At 43.6% G+C, this 16833-nt stretch carries 18 protein-coding genes, 1 pseudogene and 1 riboswitch; of the genes and pseudogenes, 3 read left to right on the forward strand and 16 right to left on the reverse strand.

Going from position 1 to position 16833, the window contains the following annotated elements; all coding sequences use genetic code 11:
• Window positions 1-95: 95 nt before the first annotated feature.
• The 16 genes and pseudogenes from J7E37_RS01900 to J7E37_RS01975 all read right to left on the reverse strand — a co-directional run bounded on the left by J7E37_RS01900 (window position 96) and on the right by J7E37_RS01975 (window position 13394).
• The gene (locus J7E37_RS01900) at window positions 96-1493 is read right to left on the reverse strand and encodes an LVIVD repeat-containing protein (RefSeq protein ID WP_215022108.1); all 1398 of its coding nucleotides are present in this window, start codon (window positions 1491-1493) and stop codon (window positions 96-98) included.
• Window positions 1494-1957: 464 nt separating this feature from the next.
• Window positions 1958-2566, reverse strand: coding sequence for a histidine phosphatase family protein (locus J7E37_RS01905; RefSeq protein WP_215022110.1), 609 nt, complete (start codon window positions 2564-2566; stop codon window positions 1958-1960).
• A 3-nt stretch (window positions 2567-2569) separates the two neighbouring features.
• The gene (locus J7E37_RS01910) at window positions 2570-3289 is read right to left on the reverse strand and encodes an ATP-binding protein (protein WP_215022111.1); all 720 of its coding nucleotides are present in this window, start codon (window positions 3287-3289) and stop codon (window positions 2570-2572) included.
• Window positions 3290-3327: 38 nt separating this feature from the next.
• Complete coding sequence (locus J7E37_RS01915) at window positions 3328-3819, reverse strand: ECF transporter S component (protein WP_353049975.1); 492 nt, start codon at window positions 3817-3819, stop codon at window positions 3328-3330.
• Window positions 3809-4405 carry a cob(I)yrinic acid a,c-diamide adenosyltransferase gene (locus tag J7E37_RS01920; RefSeq protein WP_215022116.1) on the reverse strand — a complete coding sequence of 199 codons (597 nt, stop codon included), beginning with the start codon at window positions 4403-4405 and terminating at the stop codon, window positions 3809-3811. The genes J7E37_RS01915 and J7E37_RS01920 overlap by 11 nt, the downstream gene beginning before the upstream one ends.
• A gap of 12 nt (window positions 4406-4417) precedes the next feature.
• Window positions 4418-4846, reverse strand: coding sequence for a bifunctional adenosylcobinamide kinase/adenosylcobinamide-phosphate guanylyltransferase (locus J7E37_RS01925; RefSeq protein WP_215022118.1), 429 nt, complete (start codon window positions 4844-4846; stop codon window positions 4418-4420).
• A complete protein-coding gene (locus tag J7E37_RS01930) occupies window positions 4780-5409 on the reverse strand; it encodes a histidine phosphatase family protein (RefSeq protein ID WP_215022119.1) in 630 nt (209 codons plus the stop codon). The genes J7E37_RS01925 and J7E37_RS01930 overlap by 67 nt, the downstream gene beginning before the upstream one ends.
• Window positions 5367-6152 carry an adenosylcobinamide-GDP ribazoletransferase gene (gene cobS / locus J7E37_RS01935; RefSeq protein WP_215022121.1) on the reverse strand — a complete coding sequence of 262 codons (786 nt, stop codon included), beginning with the start codon at window positions 6150-6152 and terminating at the stop codon, window positions 5367-5369. The genes J7E37_RS01930 and cobS overlap by 43 nt, the downstream gene beginning before the upstream one ends.
• Complete coding sequence (locus tag J7E37_RS01940; RefSeq protein WP_215022123.1) at window positions 6139-7641, reverse strand: cobyric acid synthase; 1503 nt, start codon at window positions 7639-7641, stop codon at window positions 6139-6141. Before J7E37_RS01940 ends, cobS begins: the two co-directional genes overlap by 14 nt.
• Window positions 7638-8218: pseudogene (locus tag J7E37_RS01945) on the reverse strand (bifunctional adenosylcobinamide kinase/adenosylcobinamide-phosphate guanylyltransferase). Before J7E37_RS01945 ends, J7E37_RS01940 begins: the two are co-directional and overlap by 4 nt.
• Window positions 8197-9273, reverse strand: a complete 1077-nt coding sequence (gene cobD, locus J7E37_RS01950) for a threonine-phosphate decarboxylase CobD (protein WP_215022125.1) — start codon at window positions 9271-9273, stop codon at window positions 8197-8199. The pseudogene J7E37_RS01945 and the gene cobD overlap by 22 nt, the downstream one beginning before the upstream one ends.
• The gene (cbiB, locus tag J7E37_RS01955) at window positions 9230-10213 is read right to left on the reverse strand and encodes an adenosylcobinamide-phosphate synthase CbiB (RefSeq protein WP_215022127.1); all 984 of its coding nucleotides are present in this window, start codon (window positions 10211-10213) and stop codon (window positions 9230-9232) included. The genes cobD and cbiB overlap by 44 nt, the downstream gene beginning before the upstream one ends.
• Window positions 10210-11031 (reverse strand): adenosylcobinamide amidohydrolase, encoded by an 822-nt coding sequence (locus J7E37_RS01960; RefSeq protein ID WP_251009414.1) that lies wholly within the window; start codon window positions 11029-11031, stop codon window positions 10210-10212. Before J7E37_RS01960 ends, cbiB begins: the two co-directional genes overlap by 4 nt.
• Window positions 10997-11971, reverse strand: coding sequence for an ABC transporter substrate-binding protein (locus J7E37_RS01965; protein WP_215022129.1), 975 nt, complete (start codon window positions 11969-11971; stop codon window positions 10997-10999). The genes J7E37_RS01960 and J7E37_RS01965 overlap by 35 nt, the downstream gene beginning before the upstream one ends.
• Window positions 11972-12141: 170 nt before the next feature.
• A riboswitch (cobalamin riboswitch) is annotated at window positions 12142-12338 on the reverse strand.
• A gap of 229 nt (window positions 12339-12567) precedes the next feature.
• Window positions 12568-13050 (reverse strand): hypothetical protein, encoded by a 483-nt coding sequence (locus J7E37_RS01970; protein WP_215022131.1) that lies wholly within the window; start codon window positions 13048-13050, stop codon window positions 12568-12570.
• A gap of 26 nt (window positions 13051-13076) precedes the next feature.
• The gene (locus J7E37_RS01975; RefSeq protein ID WP_215022878.1) at window positions 13077-13394 is read right to left on the reverse strand and encodes a nucleoside triphosphate pyrophosphohydrolase; all 318 of its coding nucleotides are present in this window, start codon (window positions 13392-13394) and stop codon (window positions 13077-13079) included.
• Between the two features lie 617 nt (window positions 13395-14011).
• Between J7E37_RS01975 and J7E37_RS01980 the strand changes: the two genes are divergently transcribed.
• The 3 genes from J7E37_RS01980 to istB all read left to right on the forward strand — a co-directional run bounded on the left by J7E37_RS01980 (window position 14012) and on the right by istB (window position 16782).
• Window positions 14012-14248 carry a hypothetical protein gene (locus J7E37_RS01980; RefSeq protein WP_215022133.1) on the forward strand — a complete coding sequence of 79 codons (237 nt, stop codon included), beginning with the start codon at window positions 14012-14014 and terminating at the stop codon, window positions 14246-14248.
• 228 nt (window positions 14249-14476) lie between these two features.
• Window positions 14477-16021, forward strand: coding sequence for an IS21 family transposase (gene istA / locus J7E37_RS01985; protein WP_215022135.1), 1545 nt, complete (start codon window positions 14477-14479; stop codon window positions 16019-16021).
• On the forward strand, window positions 16018-16782 hold the full coding sequence (gene istB / locus J7E37_RS01990) for an IS21-like element helper ATPase IstB (protein ID WP_215022137.1): 765 nt from the start codon (window positions 16018-16020) through the stop codon (window positions 16780-16782). Before istA ends, istB begins: the two co-directional genes overlap by 4 nt.
• Window positions 16783-16833: the final 51 nt, after the last annotated feature.

Genomic DNA, 16833 nt, shown 5'->3' on the forward strand with positions numbered 1-16833 from the left:
AAAAAAGATGACCCCTGTCAAAAACAGAGATCATCATCCTACTTTACCTAGTATTTCTCAGCAGATCAGCAATTTGGCTATACTGCTGTTCATTCTTAGCGTAACCCTGTTCCTTTCTTCTGAAGCACCTTCAACCCTTGGCCCATATCTGAAGCTAGGATATAATTCCTGTCGACAAATACTCCCCATACGTTTGCCTTATCGGATACATAGGAACCGACTTCAACCGGGTTGCTTGGATCGGTGAGGTCGACCATTCGAATCCCGTCTGAGTAATGGGACAGATAAAGAGTGTTTCCTCTGACTTTTGGATCGTGAACTGTATAGGTTCCTGGCTGTCTTTCGCCTGCTTTAATCTGGACAGCTGAATTCAATGTTCGGAATGTGCTCAGCAATACTGGATTGCTCTTGTCCTTAATATCATAGACTCGGACATAACCCCATCCTCTCTCGAATGCTGGATCATGTGGATCCGGATTAAACACTTCCCTTGTTTCGATGAGAATATTCCCGCCATGTGCAAGTGCAGCTGAATGGGCAGCTCCTTGAACATCACGTTCAAATTTGGTACGGCCCACAAATTTCGGATTTGCCGGATCTTCAATGTCTAAAATAATCGTACCCAGATCCCAGTAGGACAGATACGCATACTTACCAGTCTCGTCCGCAATCACACTGTGAAGGAATGCAGTCCTTGACGCTCCTGTCTCATCCTTATATGTATAATTGCCGTCAAAAGCACCGCCTACTTCAGTTGGATCCCAGTTGGACAACTCTTTTGGCTGAGTTGGATCTGTTACATCAACAATGGAGAAGTCATTCACTTTAACTCCCTTGTCTTTATATCTTTTAGCCTGGTAGTTGGTTGCCAGCAGAATTAAACGGTTGTTTTGCTCTGTCAGCCAGAATTCATGAGTTCCAGTTGGCAGTTCAGAAGGAGTTTTCCAAAAGCCTAATTTCTTCGGTGACGCAGGATTGGTAACATCGTAAAGAACCACTCCGCCATTTGGAGATGTTTCCCCTTCATAGCCATATCGTTCCTTATCCACTCTTTGGACACTGATAGCAGCTATATCCCCTTGGAAAGACGGGGTACTGACAGATCGAACAATGACTTTTTCCTGCCATGTTCCTGGAATGTCATTTCCGATGACGGCTACTTCCTTAGGATTTGCAGGGTCTTTCATGTCAAAAATTCTGACTCCCTCGTTTGTCATCTTTCCTCTGTGAGTTCCGAGGTAGGCAAATCCTTTATGGGCAAACACATCAGCAGTCGTCACTGAAGATCCCTTCAGCTCTTTTAAAGGCACTGCGGCTGTTTCCTGCAGATTCATGAAGTTTTTTGTCCCCTTAACAAGAGGAATTCCTCCAAATGTGGAAACTCCAGCTTCAATATAACTTTTTTGCCCATCCTCACAGGCCCAGGCAAGACTTGTTCCTGCCAGGGTAATAGCCAGAGTTCCGGCAAGAACCTTTGAAGATAATCTAAACATTATATAACCACCTTTTCCTATTTATTTACTAAAGATATAGTAGAATTAAAGATTGGAAAAGGATATAAAGTACCCTTTTGATAATTTTGTAAAAATAGGAAACTATTCCTAAAAAAGGCTGTTTGATCTTCTAAACGATCTTTTAGACTCATTTTTATTGGGAAATTCGAAATGCACTTTTTTACTGCTGGAGGGTAACCCTTTTTCAGTAACTGAGTAGAAAACTGTTTTCCGGATTATTTATTTTAAATCTGTTCCCAACTTGAATCTCCACTGCATCGTCAAGTGCCTAACAAAAAAAGCCAGGCACCCTTTTCTAAAGAGTACCTGACTTTTTTCTAAGAAAATTACCCGAATCCTATTTTTAATATGGGAAATAATTTCATCGAGGCGATGATTACTTCTAATGGTCAATATACCTATTTCCTATGAAAGTTTTACACCCTCCACTAGTGATATCATTATTAGGAACAATGAGAAACACAAGCTTCAAGCTGCAGTTCTTTTTTTCCAGCATCCAGTTTTAAAATCGTTAAGCTTGTTCCATGGATAAATGGCGGCTCCCATAAGTGTTTTAATAAAGAATCCCTGCTTAGCAAGTATAAAGTCTTAATCACAACGCCGTGGGTAACAATGAGGACATTTCCATCTCTCACGGTCTTCTCCAAATCGTCCAAAAACTCCATCAGCCTATGCTGGACCTGTAAAAAGGTTTCCCCGCCAACGCTTATATAGCATTCAGGCTCGTTCCAGTAGGCATCGAATTCTTCAGGATACAGAGATTTAATTTCGTTTTCTGTTTTTCCCTGCCACGACCCTAAGTCAATTTCCATTAACCTTTCGTCGGTGAACAGGGGAATCATCCGCTCCCCTTTTACCAGCCTGGCTGTTTCCATTGTTCTGCCGCTTGGAGAAGAAATGATTTGGCGAAACTCTGTGTCATGAAGCCTGGCTCCCAGTGAGCGGGCATCTTCTTTCCCTTTATCAGTAAGGGGAGAATCAAGTCGGCCCTGGCTCCTTTTTTCTTTATTCCATTCTGTTTCGCCGTGTCTGATTACATATAAATGAAGCATGTTTCACCCCAAGTAGTTCATTTCATGAAAATAGCGGCCGCAAATCGCTTTTAATCTATGGAGGGTTTCTATCGGATAAACCGCCACAAAGCAGGTCGATGGCCCGGAAGATTTCAATAGTGGAACAGTTGTTTCCACATTTTCTTCAGTAACTTCTATATTCTCAAACAGAGTATTCAGCTCATGAAGAATTCCTTTGGAGCCAACAGGAATCGTGACGACTTCTTCCATGCAGCTAACTTCCTTAAAAACCGGCAAGGGCACAATCTGTTCTTCCTTTTCCATCACCTCTGATCCGACCAGAGGGGAGCCAATGACAGCTATCCGTGTTTGGGAATCATAAGTCAGCTTTTCGATTTTTGCATTTGCCTTTCTTTTTCCAAGTACCGAAAGGCCAACAGCAGATTGGTCTAACATAAAATTGCTTTCCGTGCTCCCGGTAACCTTTATGTCCACCCTTCCAAGCTCACTAATTCCTTGTTCAATCCCAAGCAATAATTCATCCCAGGCATCTTCACTGCAGAAATTCTGGACGACTGCAGCAAATGGTTCCCCACCCGCACTTAGACACTCCATGACAGCAACCCTGAAAGAATAGTATGCAACGGTCTTATACGGAACATGAACCGCGTCACCATCCTTCATCCCTATGCTGCCGCTGTTATCACTGGCGATCACAAGGTTTTCTTCTTCAGTTAAAGGAATCATTAAAGTGTCTCTCACCTGCTTTTTTCCTCCCTAGCTGCCAAGTTTTTCTTCGTTCATGCCTGTCTTGAAAATGGAAGGCTGTCACCAATTACTCTAGCAATCCTCGGCAAAATAACAAAAGCAAGCGCTGTATTTAAAATGGAACCGAGAAACAAGGATGGCACAATAGCTATGTAAAATGACGTTCCCATTAACATAATAAACGGAAGCGGGGCGGCGAAGCTGTTGCCCATAATAAATAGTGCGCCTGCTGGCCAGCGTTTACCATTTTTATATAAGATGCCGAACAGATATACCAGCAGGGCCATTTCACCGGCAACCAGGAAATGAAAAGGTCCGAGCGGCATGCCGGCAGCCATCGCAGATAACAGATGGCCAATTCCGCCGACGACCGCTCCTGCCGGTCCACCCAAAAGTCCTGCTGCCACCAACGCAGGCAAGGCATCCAAAGCTACACTCCCAATCACGGCTGGAATCTTAATGAATGCGCCCGCCGCTGAAAGGGCGATGAACATGGCAAGCCAGGATCGTTTCCTATTCTTCACCTTGCTGATCCTCCTTGCGTTTACCCCCCCTGAATACTTTGGCACTTCTAACGTATTCAACATCCTGCAGATTGAGTCTTGAGTTGATTACCCTGGCAAGAGCAAAGAAATAATCGGACAATCTATTCAAGAATTGCAAGGCGGTTTCTGAAACGTACGGGTCAGCTTTTAACAATGAAACGACTAATCTTTCAGCCCTTCTTGTGACCGTGCGTGCTAGATGGATGGAAGCGGCAGCAGGGGCTCCTCCCGGCAATATGAATCTCTCAAGCTTCGGAGCTTCGACAATCAGCTCATCGATTTTCTTTTCAAGATATTCAACTGATTCCTTTGTCAGTTTAAGCGCCCGGCTCTTCGTTACATTTGCTAAATCTCCGCCGCAGTCAAAAAGCTCATGCTGAATTTTTTCAAGATCTTCAAGGATATCCGCAAAAATTGAAGTATCCAGCTGGGTAACCGCCTGGCCGACAAAGCAGTTCACTTCATCGACGGTGCCGTATGCTTCAACACGAATATCATCTTTTTCTACCCTGCCTCCGATAATGCTCGTTTTCCCTTTATCGCCTGTCCTCGTATATAGTCTCATGTCCATACCCCTTTATTTTAGTTTTTGACTGATTCCATACCAAATCACGTCTACCCGGTCAGCAGCTGAAACAATGTCCTGGTAAACCCAGCCGGTAATGTCACGCCATACTCGATCTTCAGCTGCCATGGGAACGATTCCTTTTGAAATATCACTGCCGATCAGCACCAACTTCCGCTGCTGATCCTCACTTTCCCATTTCAACCACTTTCGAATAAGTTCCTTCAAATTTTGCCGGCTCTCATCTGCTTGGACATTCTGAGCCATTTGCCGGATCCACACTTCGAGGCCTTCCAAAACGATGATTTGCTGCCTATTCAGCTTCGGGATTTCATCCCCTTTATATGCTGAGTTCCACGAGTGCTCAAGGTCATCTAACTGATAGTGCTTCCTGACCCAGTTTGATTTGCCATTAAAGGCACCTCCTGTAACGAAATGCACCGTTCTCCCCTCCTTAAACCTTCTCTGCTCCAGGTCAATTGATAACCGCGGCCATACGGAATGCTCCATTCCCAAAAATCTTTCTCTTCAGGAGCATACACAGTTAATAAATAGCGAATCACTCCCCCATGAGTGACCACTGCTGCTGTGTTGATTTGAAGTCCAACCATATTCCGGGTAATTTTCTCCCACCCTTTTTCCACGCGATGGGTAAAGGCATCAAAGGATTCCCCATTCGGCGGGGATATCTTAAAAGGTTCAGATAGCCACTTTTTATACTTTTCCTCGTTCCTCAGCTCTTCATAGGTTTTTCCTTCCCAGTCGCCAAAATTGATTTCACGGAGCTCTGGTACAATTTCCGCCACTGCTTTTGGAAAAAGAACGTTCGCAGTTTCCCTGCACCTGCCAAGATCGCTAGAATAAATCTGTCCGAAGCTGTCAGGAATCTCAGGAAAGTTTTGTAGAGCCACTAGAGGGGAATCTGTCCATCCCAGATAGGCCTGTCGTTTATTTTCCTCTGTCATCCCATGGCGAAATAATGCAATAGCCACAATGTCATCCACAACAACACCTCCGTCAGTTCGACACTCGCTCCGAGAGTATCCCCTGTCATTCCTCCAAACCATTCGACGATTTTTTTCCTTAGAAAAAGGACAATGAAAATGGCTGCAAGAAAATAGACGGCCATGCCAATATATAAGCCGGTTAAAATCAGTACCCCTGCTAAACCCAATAGAAAAACAGGGTAGATCCATAAGGTGCTTTTTGATGAAGCATTATGGAACATCGCCCCGAGCCCTTCGTTTTTTGCAGGCCTGACCGTAACGAGCAGAATCCCCATCACCATTCTGCTGAGAATTGGGATAGCGAGCGCTAGCAGATAGGTAGCGTCTTGCAGCATAACGACAATTTCATATAGAAAGAAAACCTTCGTACTTAACAGCACAAGGACAGACAAAACACCAAACGCCCCGGTCCTCGGATCTTTCATGATTTCTAATCGTTTTTCTTGATCCCGATAAGAAAAATAGGCATCACTGGAATCGATCCAGCCGTCAAGATGGATTCCTCCAGTTAAGAGAATCGAAGCAAGCCACAATACAATAGCAGCAGTCAGAGCTGAAAAGGGTGTCCACTCGACAATAGCAAAAAGAATGCTTGCATAAATGCCGCCTTGCAGAATCCCAAGCAAAGGAAATGTCTGGATTGCTCTCTCGAGATGCTTTCGATCCATCGGCAGCTCAAAAGGAATCGGGATTGTGGAGAAGAACTGAAGGTTGATCAGGAAACCCTTAAACCATTTCATGTCTGCTTCTCCATTTTTCCGGAATTTCTTTCAGCTTGTTCCAGTCGAGATGGTTCATAAGATGGCTGGCCAGTTCATCGTACTTCTGGTCCTTTAGCCTGCTGATATAAACCGGGTTTCTTTCTGGCTCCCCCTTGGCCTTGCGGATGGAATTAAGCCAGTGATTCCTCCACTCATCATTGTGGAAAAGATGGTGCAGGTAGGTGCCTATGATGCGGCCATTTTGTCCGTAAAACCCTTCCTCTTTATCCTTGTTTAACAATAATAACGGCTGCCGGGGTGCAATCATGTCAGTTTCACCTAGATGGATTTCGTACCCTGCCACTGAAAGAGCGGTATCTGTGGATGGATGAAGCCTTCCTTCTGCCCTGGCAGTTGTTTTTACCCTGGCAAAAGCAGTGACAGCAGGAATGATCCCGAACCCATCTTCCGCGGAAGAAACAGTGCCGCTATCACTCCCAAACGGGTCGATGAGTTTCTCACCAAGCATTTGATAGCCTCCGCAAATCCCGGCGATAAAACCGCCGTTATCAGCATAATCGCGGAGCCAGCTGAAAAGCCCTGCCTTTTTAAAATATTGAAGATCCTTGATTGTGCTTTTTGTGCCAGGAAGGATGACGGCATCAGGTTCTCCGATTTCTTCAACAGAACTCACCCATCGGACCGACACATCGTTCTCAAGGTAGAAAGGCTCTATATCACTGTAGTTTGAAATATACGGCGGCTTGAACACCGCAATATCAATACCCGCCCTGTATTTGGAAGCTGGTATCGATAAGGAATCCTCGCCATCAATCATATGGTTTTCGAGAAAAGGGAGTACACCGAGAACGGGAATCCCTGTCCTGGATTCCAGCCATTTAATCCCTTCTTCGAACAAGGATTGGTCACCGCGGAATTTATTGATAATCAATCCTTTTACCCGCTGTTTTTCTTCCGGGGACATTAGTTCCAACGTGCCGATAATGCTGGCAAATACCCCGCCTCTGTCAATATCCGCGACCAGAACAGCTGGTACATCGGCGATTTCCGCTACCTTCATGTTGACTAGCTCACGGTCCTTCAAATTGATTTCCACAGGGCTGCCAGCACCCTCCATAACAATCATTTCATACTCCTGGCCAAGCTTTTCAAAAGCTGAACGGATTGCTTCAAGTCCCTGTTCGTAAAAAACATCCCTATATGCCTTCCCTGACAAGGTGTGAATCGCCTTCCCAAATAAGATCACTTCCGCGTCCTGGTCGGACCTCGGCTTTAGCAGAACGGGATTCATCCAAACCGTTGCCTCTGTCCTAGCAGCCTCTGCCTGGATTCCCTGGGCTCTGCCGATTTCTTTTCCATCAGCGGTGACATACGAATTGTTGGACATATTCTGCGACTTGAACGGCGCTACCCGTACGCCCTCATTTGCATAGGCCCGGCAGATGGCAGTGGCAATCAGACTTTTCCCAACATCAGAGGCTGTACCAAGAACCATGATTCCATTCACGGAGAACCCTCCCCCTTCATCATAATCGGCACCCCAGCTTCAACTAAATAAGCATAATCCGCCTCTTTTACAATAGCTTGATGAAGCTGGCCGAGCACTTTAGCATAAGTAAATACAAGCGCTTCATCCGCTATCGCTTCCCCATGGACCTCATTGCTGACAACGATAAATGTTCTTGCTTGTTGAGCCACTTGATTCAGCTCATTCATGATCTTAGTTACGATCATTTCTGGGAAACCATCACTTTCCCACTGCCCATCTTCATGAAAAAATTCATTATTCAACAGCGTGGTCAGGCAATCCAGCAGGACGATATCATTTTTTGTCAGAACGGTAGAAAACGGGGAAAGATTCCTGGGGATTTCCAGGTTCTCCAATTCAGCCCGCTGAGTTCCCGGTCCTGCTGGTGGCGCATGATTCTCTCTTTCATTTCATGATCGCTTGGCTGTCCTGCAGCGACGTAGTGGAGCTGTCCGGAATATTTTGCTTCCGATTTCCCCGCGAGGATCTCGGCAAAACGACTTTTGCCGCTGCGGACACCACCGCTGATAAAAATCAAAGACGACTGTCCAGCCATTCAGCCACCGCCCCCATCAATTTGTCATTGGCTTCAGGTCCCTTGATGGCAAATCGCAGCCATTCACCCTCAAGTCGAGGAAAGTTCAAAGTATGTCTTGGGATGATTCCCCTATTAAGAAGGTATTGCAGGAATGGATACTGGCCTTTAAGAGACGGGTCCTTTAGAAGATAAAAATTAATACGGGATGGAGAAACCAGCAGGTCCCGTTTTTTGTAAAAACGGAAAAGACGTTGTCTTTCCTGTTCGATTAAGGCAATGGTTTCTTTTATGTATGATTCACTATCGAGGCACCATTCACCTGCCTTCAAGGCAATCGCATTTGTGCTCCAATGCGGCTGGAAGGCTGCAATCTCCCTGATGACTGCTGGGTCTGCGAGCAAATAGCCAAGCCTCAAGCCAGGTATAGCAAACATTTTTGTCATCGACCTGATGATAAGTAAATTCGGATATTCCTTTATGTAATGGGTGATCGATTCGTATTCTGCGAGGAAGTCGTAAAATGCCTCATCGACAATCAGCAAGCATTGATGCCTTCTGCACTCCTCCAGCAAATGAACAATGATCGATTTTGGATAGTAGGCACCGGTGGGATTATTAGGATTGCAAAGGAATAAAGCATCCGCTTTCTGGAGCTTGTCACTTAAACCCTCTTCCATCCATGCCCAGCTGGCTTGCAGGTGGTGGTGCAGTACCTGGCAGCCGTTTACCCTGCAAGCTTCTTCATATTCCGAAAAAGCAGGCTGGACAATCACCGCCTGTTTTCCAGCAAGCATCCGGCCAATCAGGGAAATGATTTCAGCGCCCCCGTTCCCCAGGAGGATCTGGTTTTCCTGCAATCCTACCGTTTCAGCGATCTTTCTTTTTAAAATCGTTCCGTTAGGATCCGGATATTCAGTGACCGACTCAAGGAGCTGGCCCCAATTCTCTTTTAACACAAGAGGCGGACCCAGTGGATTAATATTGGCACTGAAATCCAGCTTTTCTTCCGGAACTGGCAGATTCATTGCTTCATATAAATAATGTGGATTGGCACCATGAGCCGGCCATTTCAATGAAAATCCCCCCAAGCCACAGCACTGCCAAAAAGAGCGGAACAGTCGCTGTCACGATTTTGTTTGCTGCTAGAATATGATTTCTCTCGAGGGTAACAAGTGCTTCACCCATCGTGGCGCGTTTAGAAATGACACCTTTATAATAATTTATGCCTCCGAGCTGGACACCCAGTATCGCCGCCACAGCAGCCTCTCCCCATCCGCTGTTTGGGCTCGGGTGCTTTTTAGCATCGCGTCTGACCATTTTCCAGGCGGCAATTCTTGTAGTGTAAAGCGGGCGGTTCATCACTACCATACAAAGCGAAGTAATCCGGCTTGGCACCCAGTTTACCAGATCATCAAGTTTTGCTGACGCCCAGCCAAAGTCAAAATACTTATCGTTTTTATAGCCGACCATCGAATCACAGGTATTGATAGCCCGATATAAAAGCGCAAGCGGAGCTCCTCCTATCACTGCCCAGAAAAGCGGGGCAGTAATGCCATCGCTCGTGTTCTCTGCTACCGTTTCGACAGCAGCCCGGACAATCTCTGGTTCCTGAAGCTGCTCTGTATCGCGGCCAACAATCCAGGACAGCTTGTGTCTCGCCTCTCCCAAATCATTGTCTTCAAGCGGCTCATAGACGGATAGCCCGGCTTCCTTAAGGCTTTTTTGGGCAATCGCAGTCGAAATCAGCACTGCTTCCATCAGGATTCCCGCTACTGGATGCAGGAAGTAAAATAATGATGTGATAAGGATAGCGATGCTTCCGACAGTCAGCAGGACGGAAGCGACCATTGCAATTCCCTTTGCTTTTCTGCCGCTTCCTTTATTCATTCGCCTGTCCAACTTCGAAATAAGCGTGCCCATCCACTTCACAGGGTGCGGCCAGTCCGGCGGATCACCAACAAACCAATCAAGGATGACTGCAAGTGTCACCGCGATAAGGTGGTTCAGAATCATATCTTCACCCTTTTCTTGCTGTTCGTGATTGCTTCAACTGTACATTCATGGACACCCTTGCCAATAGTCCGCCCAAGAGGAGTAATCGTGCCAGCGTATTCCAGCATTTGTCCCCGCTGGGTTGAAGCAACCAAGATACTGTCGGTGGATGTACCCGTTGCCACTGAACCTGACAGACTATCCCTTATTTCCAGATCGTGCAGAGCCTTTGTCTTCGCTTCAGTAGCTGTCATAATGCTCTGGATGAAAGCTTCCTCCGTCATTTCTCCGTTGACAAATATCCAAATGTTAATGGTGCCAGGTGAGATGTCATAGGAATAATACTTGCTGCTTTTCGAGGCGTCCACCGCATTGCCGGTACCTGCCGTAACGACGATAAACACTGAAAACTCTTCATCCTGATAGTGCTTATAATATACATCCTCCACCATCACGGCAGTCATCATCCCGACCGTTTCCCCAGGCTCGAATCCCTGTTCCTTCAAATAATGGATCATTTCTTCCCGGTGATCACTGCAATCATAACTCTTATCCACATGCCGGTTCACGAAGGTGCTGTGCCAGCCGGTGCCCGCTCCGACAACTCCCGAAGACATCGTTCTTAAAGGAATAGGAGAATGCAGGACAACGAAGTCTTCTGTCATTTTCAGATAGCTTTCTCCTATTTCCACTGGTGTTGCATTGTATGGGTGGGCAGCAGGAAACAAACTTGTTTCCTGCGACGCTCCCTTATATTGAGGCTGTTTTTTATTGCTCCTCCGCAAGACACGGGAAATCACCTTATTATTTAAAAACATCCGGGTAAACCGCTTTTGCAAGCTCTTCTACTCCTTCTGTCAGCCTCGGGCCTGTTCGCGTCACCTTGTCTGAATGAACATCGACTACACGGTTCTCTTTGACCGCCGTAATCTTGTCCCATCCTTCACGGCTTGTTACATTTTTCACCGGCTCAGGTGTATAGTAACCGTGGGTCGTGACAATTACCTCAGGATTGCTTTCAATAATGGCCTCTGAATCCAGCTTAGGCCATCCCTCTTCTTTAACGGTGTTTTCCGCATTAATGATCTGCAGCATTTCGTCAATGAAAGTATTTTTCCCAGCAGCATAAACTTCAGGCGCCGGCGAAACTTCAACGAATACTGACTTTCTATCTTCCTCTTTTATTTCCTGGGCTTTTGTTTTGACCACTTCAATTTTTTCCTTCATGTCCGCAATCAAAGCATCTGCTTTTTCCTTTTCGCCTGACGCAGTACCAACCATGCTGATTGACTCATAAACTTGATCGAATGTCGTCGCATCATTAACGACAAGCACAGTAATACCCGCATCTCTAAGCTGCTGAAGTCCAGCTTCAGAGGAATGAGCACTTGAAGCATGCGCAAGAACCAAATCAGGCTTTAAAGAAATGATTTTCTCGACATTGAACTCCATGCCGCCAATTTTCTCTTTCTCCGCCACTTCTTCTGGGAAATTATCAAAATCAGAAACTCCGACAATTTGCTCATCAAGACCCAATCCGTAGGCAATTTCCGTATTGCTCGGAATCAGGGAAACGATTTTTTCCGGTTTCGATTCAATGGTCACTTCCTGTCCTGTTCCATCCGTTATGCTGACAGGGAATTTCGCTTCTGCCTGCTGGGCTGTTTCCGTTTTCTTTGTATCTTCTTGTTTAGTCTTATCAGCATTGTCGCTGCCACACCCAGCCAGCGCACCAATCGTTAATAATAAAGCAAATAAAAATGCATTCAATTTCTTCATCTTTCATTCCTCCGAATTATCTTTTGTAATAGTCCTCACTTTTTGCATAACAAAACAAAACCTGTCTATAAAACTAAAAAAACACCTCCATTTTACTCATGGAGATGTTTGTGTCGGTTCCTCTTATAAAAAGCCAGAATCGTTCCCAAACACCTCCTATCCTCGTAGGTTGTGGCGCGAAGAATCAGGCAGGTCTCCTGGCTTCTGGTCATTGCAATCAAGCGCCTTCCCATACAAAAAGTACAGTGGCATCAGGCTTGAAGCTCCCAGTTACAGTGGCGGGACCGCGTTGGAATTTCACCAACTTCCCTATTAAGTCTCTAAACTACTAATTGGTTTAGAAGACACCAGATTCTTTATGTATTAAATTTTCCGCTGGTTTTAATTATACACAAATAATGTCGAGAGGAGTAATAAATTGTATGAATTTGCTATAATTCAATTTTTTCACTCTCATTTTTGGCTTCAAGCAAAACCGGTTCTATCTCAAATAATAAGTAGGCCGAACGATAAGTAGATGACTCGAATTAATTGTTTCACTTAAGCGCCCTTTTAAAATCTTTATACAAGTATTAGAGATTTCTAAGAAAAAAAACTTAATTCAGACTCTCTAACCATGAAATGAACTTGGTTCTATTCCTCTCATACCAATCATTGCACACAAGATATTTTTCATTATGTATAGTAACCGGCTTTGCCCAATAACGGAAATATCCATTCACTGTTCTTTGTTCTATTAACGGACGGTCATATGTAACCTTTTTAAGCATCGGATAATTTATGTCAAATAAATTCTTGCAGTGTCTTGCATCCTGTAAAACTCTTATCTTTTCGGGACTTAGTAAGTCGTTTCGTATTATTTGGGCTAATTTTGTTCTTACCAATTCACCTATCTTCTCACTGCTTTTAACATGTATAGAGTTTGGCAGTGAAATGGATTTTTCGGGTTGGATTCCTTCCATCTTCTCGTGATCTCTTATCCATTTTTTCATATACTTGATCTTTTGTTTATTTGTAAGTCCATCTACTGACGCTTCCAGCAGTCTATTAAAGGTTATCTTAAATGTCTTTTTATCCATCATTTTTTCTCCCTAATTATCTTTAACTATTCTTCTACATTAATCAAATAAATCCTTTCCCTAAACCCGCCTCTAACCTCTGCTTTCCGTTTACGTATTTCCTCAATCTGATCAATTGTATAACCTTGAACTTCTGCTAATGAATGCATTACTTCTAATAAATCCGCCAATTCCTCAGCTGCTTCTTGATTGCTATTACTCTGAACATACTCGTTCAGTTCTTCAAATGCTTTATTTTTCAACTCTTTGATATAATCCTCATGTACTAATTTTCTCGTATTAAATGATTTTCCAGACTGGTGAATGATTTCAGGTATTCTGTCTCGGACTAGCTTGTTATACATCTTTGATTTGCCCATACTTGGACCATTAACCCACTTCCTGAAAAAGTGCCAATCCCGGACTGAACCATCTTCATGTAAAACTCCCAGATACGTTCCATCCCCTTTTCCTACCTGCCAAATCGCCTGAGCCGAGTTGGGCTTATCCGTGATTCCGTGATGCATTACATATTCTATAAATGCTTGTTTTCCTGGTTTAACGCTCTCCGCAACGTAGGCAACTAAATATATATCAATACAGCTGGCACCTAAATCATTTGGGTCCTGGTTTAAAATATGCTGTTTCACAAGATTCGTTCTGCGCTCCTTTGTCGGTGCATTCATCACTTCTCTTTTGATTTTACTAATCTGATAAGCTGCATAACTCCTCTTTTCCCATTGCTTTAATTGACTTACATCCCCTTCAACTACAATCAATTTATCAATCACATTCTTCAAATTGGACACAGTTGGAATGACATTTAGATGAATACTTCTGCCTCTTAAGTTTCCTGGCAAATCAAATTTTTCCTGAGTAAAAGATGCCATGTCTTTTTCCCTCAATTCAGAATATATTTTAGTTAAATTATACCATTCAGCTATTCTAAGTGATATATTCATAGAAAAAGGAAGTGTTATTTATGGCTATAAAGATGTATGCTGAAATACTGAAATTTCCATATGTAATCGTTTATGACACAGCTAATGGAAACAAGCTTCATAAGACAACCTGTTCCTATATCACAAAAAAGAATTTTGATCTGAAAGTGATCATTAATCAGGAGAAGAACGGTTACTATCTGCCTCTGGAACACCTTAAAGAACTCAATGATCCATCCGTTAAACCATGCAAAGTGTGCAAACCTGATTGCAATTAATAAGATTGACGATCAAGTCTGACCAAAATCATGGTAAAACCTCTGGCATTCGGTGGTAAACTTCCTGGCTGTAACTGGTAAAAATTACTAGAACACGTGGTAATGTGACTGCTAGAATAAAGTGAACAGTTTCCGCTAAAAATAAAAATGAACACTTATTTACTACAGAGACCCTTGGCTATATCATAGATTATTAGCTTCTTAGATATAGGCAGGAGGAATTGAAAGGTGGATAAGTTTGAAATGTATATAGAGATTAGGGGACTGATCAAGCAGAAGTACAGCGTTTCAGCTATTGCAAGAAAGATGAATTTATCAAGAAATACAGTTTATAAGTACCTACAGAAGACACCTGATGAAATGGCAGAATGGACGGCATCTACGATGGCTAGAACAAAAAAATTAGATGTACATAAAGAGTTGATATTGGATTGGTTGAGGGAATATCCAGACATGACGGCAGCCCAAGTATATGATTGGCTGAAAGAAAAGTTTCCTACTTTCAAAGTGGGAGAAAGTACAGTAAGAAATTATGTAAAAGATATTCGGGAAGAGTTCGCAATCCCTAAAGAGGTTAACAAAAGGGAATACGAAGCCATTCCTGATCCGCCAATGGGTGAACAAATACAAGCAGATTTCGGTTTCGTGACAGTAAGGAATAAAGCTGGTAAGCCAGTCAAACTCATGTTCATCGTATTTGTGTTAGCGCACTCGAGGTTCAAATATGTTTGGTTCCAAAATAGGCCATTTACGACTAAGGATGTAGTAGAGGCACATAAAAAAGCGTTTATTGCTTTCAGCGGAGTTTCCAAAGAAATTGTGTACGACCAGGATCGGCTACTGGTAGTAGCAGAAAATGAAGGAGATATTCTTCTTACCGAGGAATTTCAGCAGTTTGTCAACGGGGTGGAGTTTAAAGTAGTTTTATGCCGAAAGGCAGACCCTGAAAGTAAGGGAAGAGTAGAAAACGTAGTAGGTTTCGTCAAGAAGAACTTCGTTCAACACAGAATCTATCATAATATTGACTCCTGGAACGAGCAATGCCAGCACTGGTTGGATAGGACTGGCAATGGAAAAGTTCATAATGGAACAAAAAGAAGACCCGCCGATGTGTTTCTCCTGGAAAAGCAACACATGAGACAGGTCAACCTTTTAAAACAAAACATTAAATCAAGTATAACAAGAAGTGTAAGGAAGGACAACACAGTGTTGTTTCATTCGAACCGTTATACAGTGCCACTAGGCACTTTCCATAAATACCCCGAAGTGCAGTTAAAGCCTAGTAAGGAAAACAAACTAATCATTTTTGTTAAAGAAACTGGAGAGATTTTGGCAGTTAAAGGTAAGTTGATTCGTAATACTTCCCATCAACGGGATCGATCCAAGGGACTTACGGAATTGCAAGAATCTATAAGCAGTCATTTCACCGATCCTGAGAGAGCAAAGATGTATATTCAGGAGCTGCAAAGAAAATATCCTAGATATCTTCGTGACCAGCTAAGCATCATAAAAAAGTGTATAGATGTGAGTTCTGTCGACGTTTTGGATGATTCCCTAGTGTTATGTATGGAAAGGAAACTATTTAGTGCTAATGATTTCCGAGATGTAGTCCAGTTATTAAAACGCCAACGCCAAGTGAACATGAACAGTCCAAGTGCTATCGCTGAATCCCAATCAACATCTGCCGATGTGGAGACATTGCCATTACTAAGCGCAGAAGCGAAACACCGTCCACTTGACCAATATGTCGAAATCATGGAGGGAGTCAAATGAAACAGCTCCAGCAGCTTCAGGATGCCCTAGTATCCCTCCGTCTTTCCGAGGTTTCAAAAGAGCTTCCGGCCATACTTGCCAAAGCCGAAAAGGAAGAAGTCAGCTACCTTTCCTTCCTTCAAACTTTGGTTAATCATGAACGGGAAAAACGAGATGAAAAGAACATGGAAAAAAGGCTTAAGCTGGCCTCTTTTCCATCTATTACTCCTTTAGAAACGTTTAATTTGGAAGAGCAAGAGTCATTGAGCCGAAAGGAATTCAATCAACTGAAGGAGTTAACATGGGTTGAACAGCTTTTCAACGTAATACTCTTGGGACCCCCAGGTGTCGGTAAAACTCACTTAGCAGTCGGTCTAGGGTTGGAGGCCATTCAAAAGGGCTATAAGGTTTCATTTATTTCCATGGGGGAATTGGTTCACACCCTGAAAACGCTGGATATAACGCGGAAATCGCAAACCAGGATAAAAAGGATTAAGGATTCACATTTAGTTATCATTGACGACTTAATGTACGCAGCAATGGATCCAAGAGAAGCCAACCTCTTCTTTCAGCTGGTCAACGATTTATATAACCATTCCTCAATCATTCTAACATCTAACCGATCTCCAAAGGAATGGACAGAACTGCTTGGGGATGTAGGAGTAGCAACAGCTATTTTAGACAGATTAATTCATCGGGCTGAGATAGTAAGTTTCGTAGACGATAGTCATAGAATGAAGAACAGACAAAGGATTTTTGATGGAGAAAGTGTTCAAAAATAATCAGCGAAATTGTTCATTTTAACTTGACGCTCACAGGTAACCCATTTGGCA

Origin of the sequence: Bacillus sp. ISL-39 (assembly GCF_018613295.1) — a bacterium.
Taxonomy (GTDB): Bacteria; Bacillota; Bacilli; order Bacillales; family Cytobacillaceae; genus Mesobacillus.